This is a genomic window from Actinoplanes missouriensis 431 (assembly GCF_000284295.1).
In the GTDB taxonomy this organism is placed as follows: domain Bacteria; phylum Actinomycetota; class Actinomycetes; order Mycobacteriales; family Micromonosporaceae; genus Actinoplanes; species Actinoplanes missouriensis.
This window is the reverse complement of sequence record NC_017093.1, coordinates 6,694,330-6,708,416: the sequence shown is the minus strand read 5'-3', so window position 1 is coordinate 6,708,416 and position 14,087 is coordinate 6,694,330. Positions and strand designations below refer to the sequence as shown.

The 14,087-nt window shown below is 71.7% G+C and carries 11 protein-coding genes; 9 read left to right on the top strand and 2 right to left on the bottom strand.

Annotated elements, in window-relative coordinates; all coding sequences use genetic code 11:
- Positions 1 to 3 precede the first annotated feature (3 nt).
- Positions 4 to 1,608, top strand: a complete 1,605-nt coding sequence (locus tag AMIS_RS30720; protein WP_014446344.1) for a replication-associated recombination protein A — start codon at positions 4 to 6, stop codon at positions 1,606 to 1,608.
- Here the strand turns inward: AMIS_RS30720 and AMIS_RS44725 are convergent.
- Positions 1,509 to 3,827 carry a hypothetical protein gene (locus AMIS_RS44725; protein WP_041830161.1) on the bottom strand — a complete coding sequence of 773 codons (2,319 nt, stop codon included), beginning with the start codon at positions 3,825 to 3,827 and terminating at the stop codon, positions 1,509 to 1,511. The two genes, AMIS_RS30720 and AMIS_RS44725, sit on opposite strands and share 100 nt — an antisense overlap.
- Positions 3,828 to 4,259: 432 nt before the next feature.
- On the opposite strand from AMIS_RS44725, the gene AMIS_RS44325 reads away from it, so the two are divergent.
- The 8 genes from AMIS_RS44325 (at position 4,260) to AMIS_RS30675 (ending at position 12,795) form a co-directional block, all read left to right on the top strand.
- Positions 4,260 to 5,210 (top strand): hypothetical protein, encoded by a 951-nt coding sequence (locus AMIS_RS44325; RefSeq protein ID WP_051042209.1) that lies wholly within the window; start codon positions 4,260 to 4,262, stop codon positions 5,208 to 5,210.
- Positions 5,211 to 5,289: 79 nt separating this feature from the next.
- Complete coding sequence (locus AMIS_RS30705) at positions 5,290 to 5,739, top strand: DUF948 domain-containing protein (protein ID WP_014446342.1); 450 nt, start codon at positions 5,290 to 5,292, stop codon at positions 5,737 to 5,739.
- Positions 5,739 to 6,029 (top strand): hypothetical protein, encoded by a 291-nt coding sequence (locus tag AMIS_RS30700; protein WP_014446341.1) that lies wholly within the window; start codon positions 5,739 to 5,741, stop codon positions 6,027 to 6,029. The genes AMIS_RS30705 and AMIS_RS30700 overlap by 1 nt, the downstream gene beginning before the upstream one ends.
- Positions 6,026 to 8,707 carry an alanine--tRNA ligase gene (alaS, locus tag AMIS_RS30695; protein WP_014446340.1) on the top strand — a complete coding sequence of 894 codons (2,682 nt, stop codon included), beginning with the start codon at positions 6,026 to 6,028 and terminating at the stop codon, positions 8,705 to 8,707. Before AMIS_RS30700 ends, alaS begins: the two co-directional genes overlap by 4 nt.
- 89 nt (positions 8,708 to 8,796) lie before the next feature.
- The gene (gene ruvX, locus AMIS_RS30690) at positions 8,797 to 9,258 is read left to right on the top strand and encodes a Holliday junction resolvase RuvX (RefSeq protein WP_014446339.1); all 462 of its coding nucleotides are present in this window, start codon (positions 8,797 to 8,799) and stop codon (positions 9,256 to 9,258) included.
- Positions 9,259 to 10,440, top strand: coding sequence for an endolytic transglycosylase MltG (gene mltG, locus AMIS_RS30685; RefSeq protein ID WP_014446338.1), 1,182 nt, complete (start codon positions 9,259 to 9,261; stop codon positions 10,438 to 10,440).
- Between the two features lie 275 nt (positions 10,441 to 10,715).
- On the top strand, positions 10,716 to 11,894 hold the full coding sequence (mltG, locus tag AMIS_RS30680) for an endolytic transglycosylase MltG (RefSeq protein ID WP_014446337.1): 1,179 nt from the start codon (positions 10,716 to 10,718) through the stop codon (positions 11,892 to 11,894).
- A 28-nt stretch (positions 11,895 to 11,922) separates the two neighbouring features.
- Complete coding sequence (locus AMIS_RS30675; RefSeq protein WP_014446336.1) at positions 11,923 to 12,795, top strand: shikimate dehydrogenase; 873 nt, start codon at positions 11,923 to 11,925, stop codon at positions 12,793 to 12,795.
- Positions 12,796 to 12,835: 40 nt separating this feature from the next.
- On the opposite strand, the gene AMIS_RS30670 is transcribed toward AMIS_RS30675, so the two are convergent.
- Positions 12,836 to 14,035, bottom strand: coding sequence for a multidrug effflux MFS transporter (locus AMIS_RS30670; RefSeq protein WP_172666636.1), 1,200 nt, complete (start codon positions 14,033 to 14,035; stop codon positions 12,836 to 12,838).
- Positions 14,036 to 14,087: the final 52 nt, after the last annotated feature.

The window sequence follows — 14,087 nt, the reverse complement described above, 5'->3', positions numbered from 1 at the left end:
GTGATGGACACGGACGGGCTCTTCTCTCTCGCGCCGCCGGGCGCCCCGGCGGCGACCCCGGCCGGTGGTGACGCCGGTGGATTCGGGACGCCTTCGACGGACGCGCCGTTGCCGGTGCGGATGCGACCGGCGTCGCTGGACGAGCTCGTCGGGCAGGAGCATCTGCTCGCGCCGGGTGCGCCGCTGCGCCAGCTGGTGACCGGTGCCAGTCCGATGTCGGTGATCCTGTGGGGGCCGCCGGGCACCGGCAAGACCACGATCGCCCATCTGGTGGCGCACGCGACGGACCGTAAGTTCGTGGCGATGTCCGCGCTGACGGCCGGGGTGAAAGACGTGCGGGCGGTGATCGACACCGCGCGGCGGGAGCGTCGCTACGGCGGGCCCCCCACGGTTCTCTTCATCGACGAGGTGCACCGCTTCAGCAAGACCCAGCAGGACTCGCTGCTCGCCGCGGTCGAGGATCGGACCGTCACGCTGCTCGCGGCGACGACCGAAAACCCGTACTTCTCCGTTATCTCGCCCTTGCTCTCCCGCTGTGTGCTGCTGACGCTGCAGGCGCTCGGTGACGACGACGTCCGCGGCCTGATCCGGCGCGCGATCACCGACGAGCGCGGGCTGGGCGGCGCGGTCACGCTCTCCGCCGAGGCCGAGGACCATCTGGTACGGCTGGCGTCCGGTGACGTCCGCAAAGCACTCACCGCCCTCGAGGCCGCGGCCGGCTCGGCGATCGCGCAGGACGTCAAGGAGATCGATCTCGCCACGGCGGAGCGGGCGGTCGACGTGGCGGCGGTGCGCTACGACCGGGACGGCGACGCGCACTACGACGTGATCAGCGCCTTCATCAAGAGCATGCGGGGCAGCGACCCGGACGCGGCGATGCACTGGCTGGCCCGGATGCTCGTGGCCGGCGAGGACCCGCGGTTCATCGCGCGACGGCTCGTGATCTTCGCAAGCGAGGACGTGGGGATGGCCGATCCGCAGGCGCTCCTGGTGGCGTCGGCGGCGGCTCAGGCCGTACAGAATGTGGGTCTGCCGGAGGCGGGGTTGAACCTGGCGCAGGCGGTGGTGCACTGCGCGACCGCGCCGAAGTCGAACAGTGTGACGGTGGCGCTCGGTGAGGCGATGGCGGACGTGCGGGCCGGCCGGGGCGGTGCGGTTCCGGCGCATCTGCGCGACGCGCACTACCCCGGTTCGAAAGGGCTCGGGCACGGGCGTGGCTACCGCTATCCGCACGACGACCAGCGCGGGGTGGTGCGCCAGCAGTACGCGCCGGACGATCTCGTGGGCACCGACTACTATCGGCCGACCGACCACGGCGCCGAGCGTGCCGTGGGGGAGCGGGTGCCGCGTCTGCGCCGGATCGTGCGCGGTCTCGGTCTCGGTCCCGGTCCGCGGCCGGCTGCCGGTGAACCCGTGACCAGCGGGGCGAGCAGGCCGACAACCGGTTCGGACCGTGCGGCGGGTGGTGAACGGGCCGAGGATGCGTCACAGTCGTCGGCGGGTTCCGATCAGGGTCCGAGCGGCGCCGAACCGGATGCGGACGGCTCCGGGAACGATGATGTGCGGGTAGACGACAGCGGCGACGCCGCCGGGGAGGAACAGCCGTGACAGCGCGGGGTGCCGATCGGCCCGACGAGACCGGCGGCAAGAAGGGCCGGCGATTCGGGCGCGGCCGCAACCCCGCCGAGGCGCCCGAGGTGCCCGTCGAGGTGCCGCGCGAGGAGACCGGCTGGCTCGACGACCTGCGTACCGCCAAGCAGGAGCGCGGGGCGATCGGCCCCGGCACGCGTCCCGGCGAAGGGCGTTCCAGCAAGTCCGGCCGGGTCGCTCCCGGCCCCGACGACGCGCCCGCCGAGGACATCTTCCTGCCCGGCCACGACGAGGAGTCCCCGGGCGAGAACACCGGCGGTTGGCAGGGCGGCGGCGGTCCGCCTGCGGCGCAACAACAAGCGGGGGTACGCCCCGGAGCGGTCCCGCCCGGCCCTGCCGCACCCGGTGCCGCCGGTGTCGGCGCGATGCCGCCCGGATCGGTGCCGCCCGGATCGATGCCGCCCGGATCGATGCCGCCGGGGCCGGTCGGTGGCGGGCAGCGTCCCGGTCCGGGTGCGCCCGGGGGGCCGGCGCAGCGGCCGGGTGCTCCGGGTGTCGCGGGTCAGCGGCCCGGTGCTGGCGGGCAGGTTCCGCCCGGTGCGCGGGGTCCCGCCGGGCCGGTGATGCCCGGGCAGCGTGCTGTTCAGCCGGGTGCTGTCCCGCCGGGTGCTGTTCCGCCGGGGGCCATGCCGCCGGGTGCTGTTCCGCCCCGGGCTGTGCCGCCAGGGGGTATGCCGGCTGGTGCTGTGTCGCCGGCTCCCGGTGGTGTCGCGGGTGGGATTCCGGCGTCGGGGAACGCGCCCGAGGTGCCGGCCGGGCGTGGCGCCCAGGCCGGTGCGGCGCGGCCCGTTTCGCCGGGTATGCGGGGTACTGCGCCCGGAGTGCGGCCGATGTCGCCGGCCGGGCCCGCTCGTGATCGTTTCCGGCCGCATGAGCCGGGAGAGGCCGGGCACGGTGCGGGACCGGTGGATCCGGCGGTGCATCAGTCGGGGCCGATTCCTCGTGGTGGTGCCGGGCGTGCCGGTGTGGCGCCGGTGGATCCTGCGGTGCACCAGTCCGGGGCGATGCCGCGTGGTGGTGTGGGGCCGGTGGATCCGGCGGTGCATCAGTCCGGGGCCATGCCGCGCGGGTTCGACGCCGGGCCCGAGTCGGCCGGAGGCCGGCGGGCACCGGGGCAGCCGGGTCATCCTGGACAGCCGGGCCAGCCGGGCCAGCCGGGCCAGCCGGGCCAGCCGGGCCAGTCGGGTCATCCTGGACAAACGGTTCAGCCTGGACAGCCGGGTCAGCCCGGTGATGAGCGGGGCGGCCGGACGCGGGGACGGCGTGCGCGGGCCGAGCAGGACCAGTACACCGAGGAGCCGACCGGTCGCCATGGCCGGGTAGTCCCGCCGAGCGCGGGCGCTCCCGGATACGTCGAGACGGGCACGGACACCGGCGCTCACGGGTACGTCAATCCCGGCACCGACAGCGGCGCCTACGGCATCGTCGGGCCCGGCGGGGAGCCGCGCAGCCGGGGTGCCCGGCGTGCGGCCAGCCAGGTCGGCACGGAGACCGGCGCGCAGCGATTCGTGCGGCGGCGCGGCACCGAGGCCGAGCCGGACACCGGAACACAGGGGTTCGCGCGGCCGGGGCATCACGCGGCGGGCGCGGAGCCGGACACCGGGACGCAGGGGTTCGCGCGCGGCGGCCATCACACCGCGGGCGCGGAGCCGGACACCGGGACGCACGGATTCGTCCGGCCCGGTCATCGGGCCGCTGATCCGGAGGACGGCGCGGCGGGTCAGGGGCCGGGCGCCGGCGGTACCGGCGCTGTGCCGGGACCGCGCCGGACCGGCCCCGGCGACGGGCGGCCGGTGCGTGCGACAGGTGCGGCGGCGGTGGTTCCGCCGGTCGTTCCGGGGCCGGAGGGTGCTCGCACCCCGGCTGTACCGGGTCGGGCCGGCGCCATGGCCGACAGCACCTCCGGCGTGATCCAGCGGCCGGGCGCGGGCCGGGCTCGGCGCGGCGCCGCGGGCGTGCCGCCGCAGGACGGAGCAGACCGGGGTACGGCCGGAGCAGCAGTCCCCGGCCACACCGGACCGGTGCGCCGCGGCGAGCCGGACGGTGAGATGTCCGGCGAGATCTGGGCGGGCGACGACCCCGACCAGCAGCGGGATGACGCGGGCCGCAGGGGACAGCGTCCCGGCCGGGCCCGGGGCGGCGCCGCCGTGCCGGGAGCGAGCGGGGTCGCACCGCAAGGACAGCCGGGTGCAGCCGGCGCGATGGGCGCTGCGGCAGCAGGTCTGGCAGGCGGCGCGATGGGCGCGACGGCGGGCCCGGCTACCGGTAGGGGCTCAGCGGGCTCGGCACGCCCGGTCAGCGGCCCCGGCCGCGCTGCGGTGCCCGGACACGGCCAGGCGGGGCCCGACGCGGGTCCGGCTCGTGGTGGCGCTGCGGTTCCCGGGCATGTCCAGGCGGGGCCCGACGCTGGTCCGGCTCGTGGTGGCGCCGCGGTTCCGGGGCGTGCCCCGGCGGGACCCGACGCGGGTCCGGCTCGTGGCGGTGCTGCGGTTCCCGGGCATGTCCAGGCGGGGCCCGACGCTGGTCCCGCGCGTGGTGGCGCCGCGGTTCCGGGCGGCCGGGCCGCTGTGGCACGCGACACGACAGGCGCAGTCCGAGGGGGCGCTGCCGTGCCCGGACCCGCCGGCGCAGGCCCCGACGGCACGGGCCCGATCCGGGCCGGCGCCGCCGTCCCCGGCCGCGCCGCGGTCAACCCGGCCACCACGGAACCCGGCGCGAACCCCGACGGCACGGGACCGATCCGCGCCGGCGCCGCCGTCCCCGCCCGTGCCCTGCCCGGCCCGGAGGGCACCGGACCGATCCGCGCCGGCGCCGCCGTCCCGGCTACGACGCCGAGCGCCGGGCAGGACCCGGCCGCAGGTCAGGACCGCAACACCGGGGAAGGGCGCCTCGACGGCCGGGGCGAGGCCACCCCCGTACCCGGAATTGAAGGTCTGCGGCACAAGATCCGCACGCAGCGGCGTCTGCGGGTGGGTGTGCTGTCGACGCTGGCGGCGCTCGTGCTGCTGGTGCTGCCGGCGGTGTTCGGTGTCCGGGCGATGACAAGCGACCCGGTGTTCGCGTCACTCGATGCGCTGAACGTGCCCTCCTGGGCGACCCAGAAGGCCCAGGATCAGGGGTACGGCAGTCGCTGGTGCTTCCTGGACTGCCGGTTCCGGGAGCGGATCGCCGAGTCGGAGAAGTCGTTCCCGGAGACCACCGAGGCGTACACCAGCGCGCTGACCGCGGCGGGCTGGAAGCAGTGGAAGGTGGCCGACTGCCCAGAGACGGCGATCAACACCGAAGAGGGCTCCTACAGTTGCTGGCGCCGCGACGAGTTGACTCTGGACCTCTACGTCAGCCTGCCGGGTTGTGCGGTGGAGCAGGTGACGCCCGGGACGACCGAAGAGGACGCGGCGCCGGGGGAGTGCGACGGATCGACGGTCAGCATCAAGGTGCAGAACACGATCACTGATCAGCGGGGCAAGACGGAGACCAACCCGGGACTGGTGGGCGAGACGCCGGACCCGGTGCTGCCGACCGATGATCCCCTCTTGGAGCCGACACCCGAGGCGTCGTGACGCGGGCGGTGGTCACGGACGGTAGGGTCACCTGCGTTGTCCCGCCGAACCGTGACCACCCGAAGAGGAGACGCGCTACATGGACGCCGGAGAAATCGCAGGTCTGATCGCGGCGGGCGCCTTCCTGATGCTCGTGCTCGTGCTGACCGTGCCGATCCTGAAGCTGGGCCGCACGGTGGACGCCGCCACCCGTGCCATCAACGACGTGGTGGACCGCACCGGTCCGCTGCTGACGAACGTGAACACCACCGTGGAGAACGTGAACACCGCCCTCGGCCAGGTTCAGGTCTCTTTGGACGGCGTCAACGTTCAGCTCGCCAAGGTCGACACGATGACCGAGCACGCCCAGAACGTCACCGCGAACGTCGCGAACCTGGTCACCGTCGTTTCCGCGGCGGCGGCGAACCCGCTGGTCAAGGTCGCTTCCTTCGGGTACGGGGTGCGCAAGGCAGCCGCCGCGCGACGGCACGCCGAGGAGGACCGCGAGGTCCGCGCCGCGATCAAGCAGCGCCGTAAGGCAGGCCGCTGATGAGGCGCCTGCTCTGGCTCGGTGTCGGTCTCGCGGTCGGCGCCATCGTGGTCCGCAAGCTCAATCAGAAGGCGAACGAGTTCACCCCGACCGGCATCGCGACGTCACTGTCGGAATCCGCTGGCGGGCTCGTCGAGTCGCTGCGTAGCTTCGTTGATGACGTCCGCGACGGCATGGCCGAGCGCGAGGATCAGATTCACCAGGCGTTCGCCGCGGGGGAGCTGTACGAGGATAAATTCGCCGACCTGCGCGACGACGCGGGGTACGGCACGCAGGAGGGGAATCGATGAAGACGGCGGAAGTCAAGCGGCGCTTTCTGGCGCATTTCGAGGCCAACGGGCACACGGTGGTCCCGAGTGCCCCGCTGCCCGCTATCGACGACCCGAACCTGCTGTTCATCAACGCCGGCATGGTGCAGTTCGTGCCGTACTTCCTGGGGCAGCAGACGCCGGCGTTCTCGCGCGCGGCGAGCGTGCAGAAGTGCATCCGCACGCCGGACATCGACGAGGTCGGCAAGACCAGCCGGCACGGCACGTTCTTCCAGATGAACGGCAACTTCTCGTTCGGCGACTACTTCAAGGCCGGGGCGATCCCGCTGGCCTGGGAGCTGTCCACGAAACCGGTCGAGCAGGGCGGTTTCGGCCTCGACCCGGAGCGGATCTGGGCGACCGTCTACCTGGACGACGACGAGGCCATCGAGATCTGGAAGAAGACCGGCATGCCGGCGGAGCGGATCGTCCGCCGCGGCCGGAAGGACAACTTCTGGTCGATGGGCATCCCGGGTCCGGCGGGCCCGTGCTCGGAGCTGTACTACGACCGCGGTTCGGAGTACGGCCAGGAGGGCGGCCCGGAGGTCGACGAGGACCGGTACCTGGAGTTCTGGAACCTGGTCTTCATGCAGCACGAGATCACCGACGTGAAGTCGAAGGAGGACTTCCGGATCGTCGGTGACCTGCCGAAGCAGAACATCGACACCGGCATGGGCCTGGAGCGCATCGCCTCGATCCTGCAGGGCGTCGACAACCTGTACGAGATCGACGAGGTGCGGCCGATCCTGGCCAAGGCCGCCGAGATGACCGGCAAGAAGTACGGCGCGCACTCCGGCCACGCGGCGAACCAGAGCCACCCCGACGACGTGCGCCTGCGGGTGATCGCGGACCACGTCCGGACCGCGCTGATGCTGATCGGCGACGGCGTGACCCCGAGCAACGAGGGCCGTGGCTACGTGCTGCGCCGGATCATGCGCCGGGCGATCCGGGCGATCCGCCTGCTCGGCTGGCAGGAGGAGGCGCTGCCGATCCTGCTGCCGATCGCGCGGGACTGCATGTCCCCGTCGTACCCGGAGCTGGCGACGGACTTCGGCCGGATCTCGACGTACGCCTACGCGGAGGAGGACGCGTTCCTCTCCACGCTGAAGGCGGGCACCACGATCCTGGACACCGCGATCACGGACACCAAGAAGTCCGGTGGGAAGCTGCTCGCCGGCGACAAGGCGTTCCAGCTGCACGACACGTACGGATTCCCGATCGACCTGACCCTGGAGATCGCCAGCGAGCAGGGCCTCTCGGTCGACGAGGAGGGTTTCCGCCGGCTGATGAGCGACCAGCGGGCCCGGGCGAAGGCGGACGCGGCGGCGCGCAAGACGGGTCACGCGGACCTGTCGGCGTACCGGTCGGCGCTGGACGAGGGCGGCGCGGTCGAGTTCACCGGCTACCAGGAGATCAGCCGTGAGTCGCGGGTGCGTGCGCTGATCGGCGGCTCGGGCCGGGTCGAGGTGGCCGGCGAGGGCGACTTCGTCGAGCTGGTGCTCGACACCACCCCGTTCTACGCCGAGGGCGGCGGCCAGCAGGCGGACACCGGCGTGATCAACGTCGGTGGCGGCCGGCTGGAGGTCGTCGACGTGCAGCAGCCCGTCCCGGGCCTGATCGTGCACAAGGCGCGGGTGCTCAGCGGTGAGGTGCGGGCCGGCGAGACCGGTTTCGCGGAGATCGACATCGACCGCCGCCGGGCCATCTCCCGCTCGCACACCGCGACGCACCTGGTGCACCAGACGATGCGGAACTTCCTCGGCGAGTCGGCGACCCAGGCGGGTTCGCTGAACGCGCCGGGCCGTCTGCGGTTCGACTTCAACACCCCGGGCGCGGTTTCCCCGGCCGTGCTGAACGACGTGGAGCAGCAGATCAACGAGGTGCTGCTGAGCGACCTCGAGGTGCACGCGTTCATCACCTCCCAGGAGGAGGCGCGCCGGCTCGGCGCGATGGCGCTCTTCGGCGAGAAGTACGGCGACGAGGTGCGCGTGGTCGAGGTCGGTGACTACGCCCGTGAGCTGTGCGGTGGCACGCACGTGGCGCGCTCCGGCCAGCTGGGCCTCGTGAAGATCCTCAACGAGTCGTCGATCGGCTCCGGCGTGCGCCGGGTGGAGGCGCTCGTCGGTATCGACGCGTTCGGCTTCCTCGCCAAGGAGCACCTGCTGGTCTCCCGTCTCGCCGAGCTGTTCCGGGTGCCGAACGACCAGGTCGCCGACCGGGTCGAGCACACCGTGGCGGCGCTGCGCGACGCGGAGAAGGAGCTGGAGAAGATGCGGGCCCAGATGGTGCTCGCGGGCGCCGGCGGTCTCGCCGAGGCGGCCAAGAACCTGGACGGCGTGGCGTACGTCGGCACCGAGGCGCCGGAGGGCGCGGCCGGCAACGACGTGCGGACCCTCGCGCAGGAGATCCGCGGCAAGATCGACCCGGCGCGTCCGGCGGTGGTCGCGGTGACAGCGCGCTCCGGGGGCAAGGCGTCACTGATCGTAGCCATCAACAGTGCCGCGAAGGGTCGCGGGCTTTCCGCATCGGACCTGGTCAAGGCCGCTCTGTCGGGTCGTGGCGGGGGCAACGCCGACCTTGCTCAGGGTGGCGGCGTGCCCGCGAGCGAAGCCGCTAAGCTCTTGGGCGCGATCGAGAAGGCGATCATCGAAGCGAGCTGACTGCGGGCTCCGAGCGATCGATGGCTACTCTTCGCGTCGTAGCTTGATCGAACTTGGAGGCGCGTGTTGCTGCTGTGCAGGGTGATGGCGTGACGCAGCGCTTCGCTCGAGGCGTACGCCTGGGCGTGGACGTGGGCCAGGTGCGCGTCGGGGTCGCGAGGTGCGACCCCGACGGCATCCTGGCCAGTCCGGTGAAGACCGTTCCGCGGGACCAGGTGACTGGCGCGGACGGGATTCCGGCGGACATGACGGAGCTCAAGGGTCTGATCGAGGAGTTCGAGGCGATCGAGGTCGTCGTCGGGCTCCCGGTCGCTCTGAACGGGCGTGAGGGTGTGGCGGCCGGCCACATCCGCGCGTACGCGGAGCGGCTCGGCGCGATCATCGCGCCGGTGCCGATCGTGCTTACCGACGAGCGCATGTCAACCGTCGTCGCCAGTCGTAGGCTGTCGGAGCGAGGCGTGAAAGGCCGGCGTCAGCGGGCGGTCGTGGACCAGGCGGCCGCTGTCGAGATCCTGCAGAGCTGGCTGGACGCGCGGCGGAGGCAGAGCTAATTGATCGAAGAGCAGTTGGATCTCGCGTTCGAAGGAACCGCCGACCGGGGGCGATGGCGGCATCGGCGCAAGGAGGGTGGCGGCCGTAACGTGGTCGCCTTCGTCCTGGTGTTGCTGCTTTTCGGTGCTCTCGGCGGTGGCGCGTGGTTCGGATACGACAAGGTGAAGGGTTACTTCACCGCGGCCGATTTCGAGGGGCCCGGCGCCGGTGAGGCCGTCGTCGAGGTCAAGTCCGGTGACTCCGCCTCGGCGATCGCCGATGCCCTCTACAAGGAGGGCGTGGTGAAGAGCGCCGCGGCGTTCGTCAACGCCGCGAAGGACAATCCCGACAGCAAGAACATTCAGGTCGGATCGTATCTCCTGAAGAAGGAGATGAAGGCCAGCGACGCGCTGACCTGGTTGCTCGACCTGAAAAACCTCAACGTGCACCGGGTGACGCTCCCGGAGGGCCTCACCTACCTGCAGGTCTACGACCGGCTCGCGAAGGCGACGGGCATCTCGGTCGACGACTTCAAGAAGGCCGGCAAGGACCCGGAGGCGCTCGGTGTGCCGTCGCTGTGGTTCAAGCGGACCGACGGCAAGAAGGTCGACAAGAAGAACATCGAGGGCTTCCTGTACCCGGCGACCTACGAGATCGCGAAGGACGCCACGGCGACCGACGTGCTCAAGAAGATCGTCGGGAACTTCAACGCCGAGATGACCGAGCTGAACTTCCCGGACACGGTTACCGCGAAGCTCAACATCTCGCCGTACGAGGCCCTCGTCGCCGCGTCGATCGCCCAGGTCGAGGCGCTGCTGGACGAGGACATGGGGCCGGTCGCGCGGGTGCTCTACAACCGGGCGTACACCGGGAACTTCCCCTGTGAGTGCCTGCAGCTGGACAGCACGGTCAACTACTGGCTGCGGCTGACCGGCAAGGAGGCGAAGTCCTCGGAGAAGCTGCTCGCCTCGGAGCTGCACGACCCGAAGAACCCGTACAACTACGACGTCAAGGGCATGGCTGTCGGTCCGATCAGCAACCCGGGCGACGTGGCGCTGCGGGGCGCGATGAACCCGAAGAAGAGTGATTACTACTTCTTCGTGACGGTGAACGAGAAGGGTGCCATGGCGTACGGCAAGACCTTCGCCGATCACGAGAAGAACATTCAGGAAGCCTGCAAGAACGGCATCCCGATCTGCTGATCATGAGCACTCACCGCGACCACCGGAGCGTGCCGCCCGGTGGTCGCGGCGTTTCGTGAGCGCGCCGGCCGCGTTAGGCAGTCGTGTTCGGTTCCGAAATCATCGCGCACAGCAATCACCGGATCGGCGGACAGTCGCCGGGGTGGGCGATGGGCCATCGATGTGGGTATGGTGCGCCTCAGTGCCTGGTCTCGACGGCGGTCACTGGCCGTGGCCGGTGACCGGTTCGCGGGGCCCGGCCGAGCCGGCTGGGACGGGCAGCGGAGGCGAACGACGTGATCGACGAACTTGATGTGGCGTTCGAAGAGGACGCCGATCGGAGCAAGCCGCGGCGGCATCGTGCCCGCAAGGGCGGCGGCCGGTCGGCGGTCGCTCTGCTGGTGACGTTCGTGCTCCTGGCCGGTCTCGGCGGCGGGGTGTACTTCGGCTACACCAAGGTGCGCGGCCTCTTCGTGGCCGCCGACTACAGCGGCGCCGGGTCGGCGCCGGTCGAGGTGCAGGTCCAGAAGAACGCGTCGCTCACCGAGATCGGCAACGAGCTGGTCAAGGCGGACGTGGTGAAGAGCACCAAGGCGTTCACCAACGCGGCCGAGGCCGAGCCGCGCAGCAAGAACATCCAGTCCGGGACGTACAACCTGCGCAAGCAGATGTCGGCCAAGGACGCGGTCGCGCTGCTGCTGGACCCGGCCGCCCGGGTCAGCAAGGGTGTCACCATCCCCGAGGGCAAGACCGCGAAACAGACGTTCGAGCTGCTCGCCAAGGCGACCGGGCTGCCGGTGAAGGACTTCGAGGCGGCCGCGAAGGACCCCGAGGCGCTGGGCGTGCCGGACTGGTGGTTCAAGCGCAACGACGGCAAGCAGGTCGCCAAGGGCGCGGAGGGCTTCCTCTTCCCGGACACCTACGAGTTCGACCCGAAAGCCGACGCCGGTCAGGTGCTGAGCACCATGGTCGACCACTTCCTGACCGTCACCGGTGAGCTCGGGTTCGCCGACGACGTGCAGAAGAGCCTCAAGGTCTCGCCGTACGAGGCGCTCATCGTGGCGTCGCTGTCGCAGGCCGAGGCGGGCATCGCCGACGACCTGCCCAAGGTCTCCCGGGTCGCCTACAACCGGGCCTACAAGGAAGACATGACGCTGCAGTTCGACGTCACCACGAACTACTGGCTGGAACTGCAGGGCAAGGACCCCAAGCACTCCGGCGAGCTCCTGGCGAAGGAGATGGAGGACCCGAAGAACCCGTACAACACGGAGACCGTCAAGGGCCTCCCGCTCGGTCCGATCAACAGCCCGGGCAAGGCTGCTCTGACCGGCGCGATGAAGCCGGCCGACGGACCGTGGCTGTTCTTCGTGGCGGTCGACAAGAGCGGTAAATCGGCGTTCGCGGTGACCAGCGCCGAACACGACAAGAACGTGCAGAAGGCGTGCGCGGCAGGGATCAACCTCTGCGGTAAGTGAGAGGCGCCGCTTGCGTAAAGTGACCCGGGTGCAGAGCCAAGAAGAGACGCGCAAGGCTGCCGTGTGCGGCAAGCCGATCGCCCACTCGCTCTCCCCGGTGATCCACAATGCCGGGTTCGCCGCGGCCGGGCTGACCGGGTGGACCTACGAGGCGATCGAGTGCGCCGAGTCGGAGCTGCCCGACCTGGTGGCCGGTCTCGGCCCGGAATGGGCCGGTCTGTCGCTGACCATGCCGCTCAAGGAGGCCGCGCTGCGGATCGCCGACGTCGCCACCCCGGTCGCGATCGCGGCGGGCGTGGCGAACACGCTGGTCCGTCAGCCGGACGGCTCGTGGCACGGCGACAACACCGACGTCGCCGGCATGGTCCGGGTGCTGCGCGAGGCCGGTCTGGGCGTGAGCCGGGGCCGGCACGCGCGTAAGGAGGCGCCGCCGCGGATCACCGTTCTGGGTGGTGGCGGCACCGCGCGGGCGGCCCTCGCCGCCGCCTCCGAGCTGGGCGCCGAGGAGATCACCGTGGTGACCCGTCGTCCGGAGGCCCGCGAGGAGCTGAACCCGGTCGCGGTCGCGCTCGGCCTGCGGATCGAGGCGGTCTCCTGGGCGGACGCGCCCGGCGCGTTCGACGCCGACGCGGTGATCGCCACGGTGCCGAAAGGCGCTGCCGACGAACTCGCCGGGCGGGTGGCCTGGCGCGCCGGTGGGGTGTACTTCGACGCGCTCTACGACCCGTGGCCCACGCCGCTGGCGGCGTCGGCGGCCGCGGCGGGAGTGAGCGTGCACTCCGGGCTGGACCTGCTGCTGGCGCAGGCGCTGAGCCAGTTCGAGCAGTTCACCGGGGTCACTCCGGCCCCGGAGGACGCGATGCGGGCGGCACTGGAGAAGGCGGCCGCGACCCGCGGGTGAGCCGCCGATCGTGGAAACCCGCGGCAGGGTGATTCCGGCGTCAGAGTGATTTCGGCGTCCGGGTGAGCACCGCCGCCGACAGCAGCGCCGCCACCGCGAACCCGAAGATCACCACGCTCATCGGCACGCCCCGGCCGGGATCCCCCAACCCGGCCAGGGGCGCGGCCACCGACGCCACCACCGACTGCACCCCGCCGAGCAGCGCCGCCGCCGCGCCGGCGTGCGCCGGGTACCGGTCCAGCGCCAGCGCGGTCGAATTCGGCTGGATCACCCCGATCGCCGTGACCAGCAGGAACAGGCCGGCCGCGAGAACCGGCAGCAGGCCACTGCCGGCGCCGAGCAGCGCCAGCACGCCGGCCACCACCTGCAGGCCCAGCCCGGCGACCATCAGCTGGGTCAGCGAGCGGCGGTTGAGCAGCCAGTTGTTGGCCTGGCTGGCGAGGATCAGACCGACCGCGTTCGCGCCGAAGAGCAGGCTGTAAACGGTGGGCGAGAGGCCGTACCCGTCCTGCAGGACGAAACTCGATCCGCTGATGTAGGCGAACAGCGCCGCGAACGTGAAGGACTGTGCCAGGGCGTACCCCAGGAAGATCCGGTCGGTGAAGAGCGAGCGCGCGGTCCGCGCCACCTCGCCGAGGCCGCCGGTCGCGCGCCGGGACGGCGGCAGAGTCTCCGGCAGCGCGGCCGCGGCCAGCACGGTGAGCAGCACCGCGACGACGCCGAGCGCCACGAACACCCCGTGCCACGACGAGAAGCTCAGCACCGCGCTGCCCAGGCTCGGTGCGGCGATCGGCGCGATGCCGAAGATCAGGGTGAGGCTGGAGAAGAGCTTCGCGGCGTCCCGGCCGGCGGCCACGTCGCGGACCACCGCACGGGCGACCACCACGCCGACGCCTCCCGCGAGACCCTGCAGGAGACGCAGGCCGGTCAGGACCGGCGCGGTGGGCGCGAGGGCGATCAGGAACGAGAGCATCGCGTACGCGGCCAACCCGATCACCACCGGACGACGCCGCCCCCACCTGTCGCTCAACGGGCCGAACACCAGCTGGCCCAGCGCCATGCCGATCAGGCACGAGGTCAGCGACAGCTGGACCTGCGACGCCGAGACGTCCAGGTCCCGGGCGATGTCCGGCAGCGCGGGCAGGTACATGTCCAGCGACAGCGGCCCGATCGCGGTGATCAGTCCGAGGATCACGACGAGCAGGACGCGGTTCGGGGCCCGGGTGGTCTCGGCTGTCACGGCGGCGAACATACTTCGCCGGCCGGCGCGCGCCCGGCCGTTGTGATCGAAA

Excerpts from the sequence above, each read along its gene's own strand:
- alaS (WP_014446340.1), top strand. The coding sequence starts at position 6,026 with ATGAAGACGGCGGAAGTCAAGCGGCGCTTTCTGGCGCATTTCGAGGCC.
- AMIS_RS30700 (WP_014446341.1), top strand. The coding sequence starts at position 5,739 with ATGAGGCGCCTGCTCTGGCTCGGTGTCGGTCTCGCGGTCGGCGCCATC.
- AMIS_RS30705 (WP_014446342.1), top strand. The coding sequence starts at position 5,290 with ATGGACGCCGGAGAAATCGCAGGTCTGATCGCGGCGGGCGCCTTCCTG.
- AMIS_RS30720 (WP_014446344.1), top strand. The coding sequence starts at position 4 with ATGGACACGGACGGGCTCTTCTCTCTCGCGCCGCCGGGCGCCCCGGCG.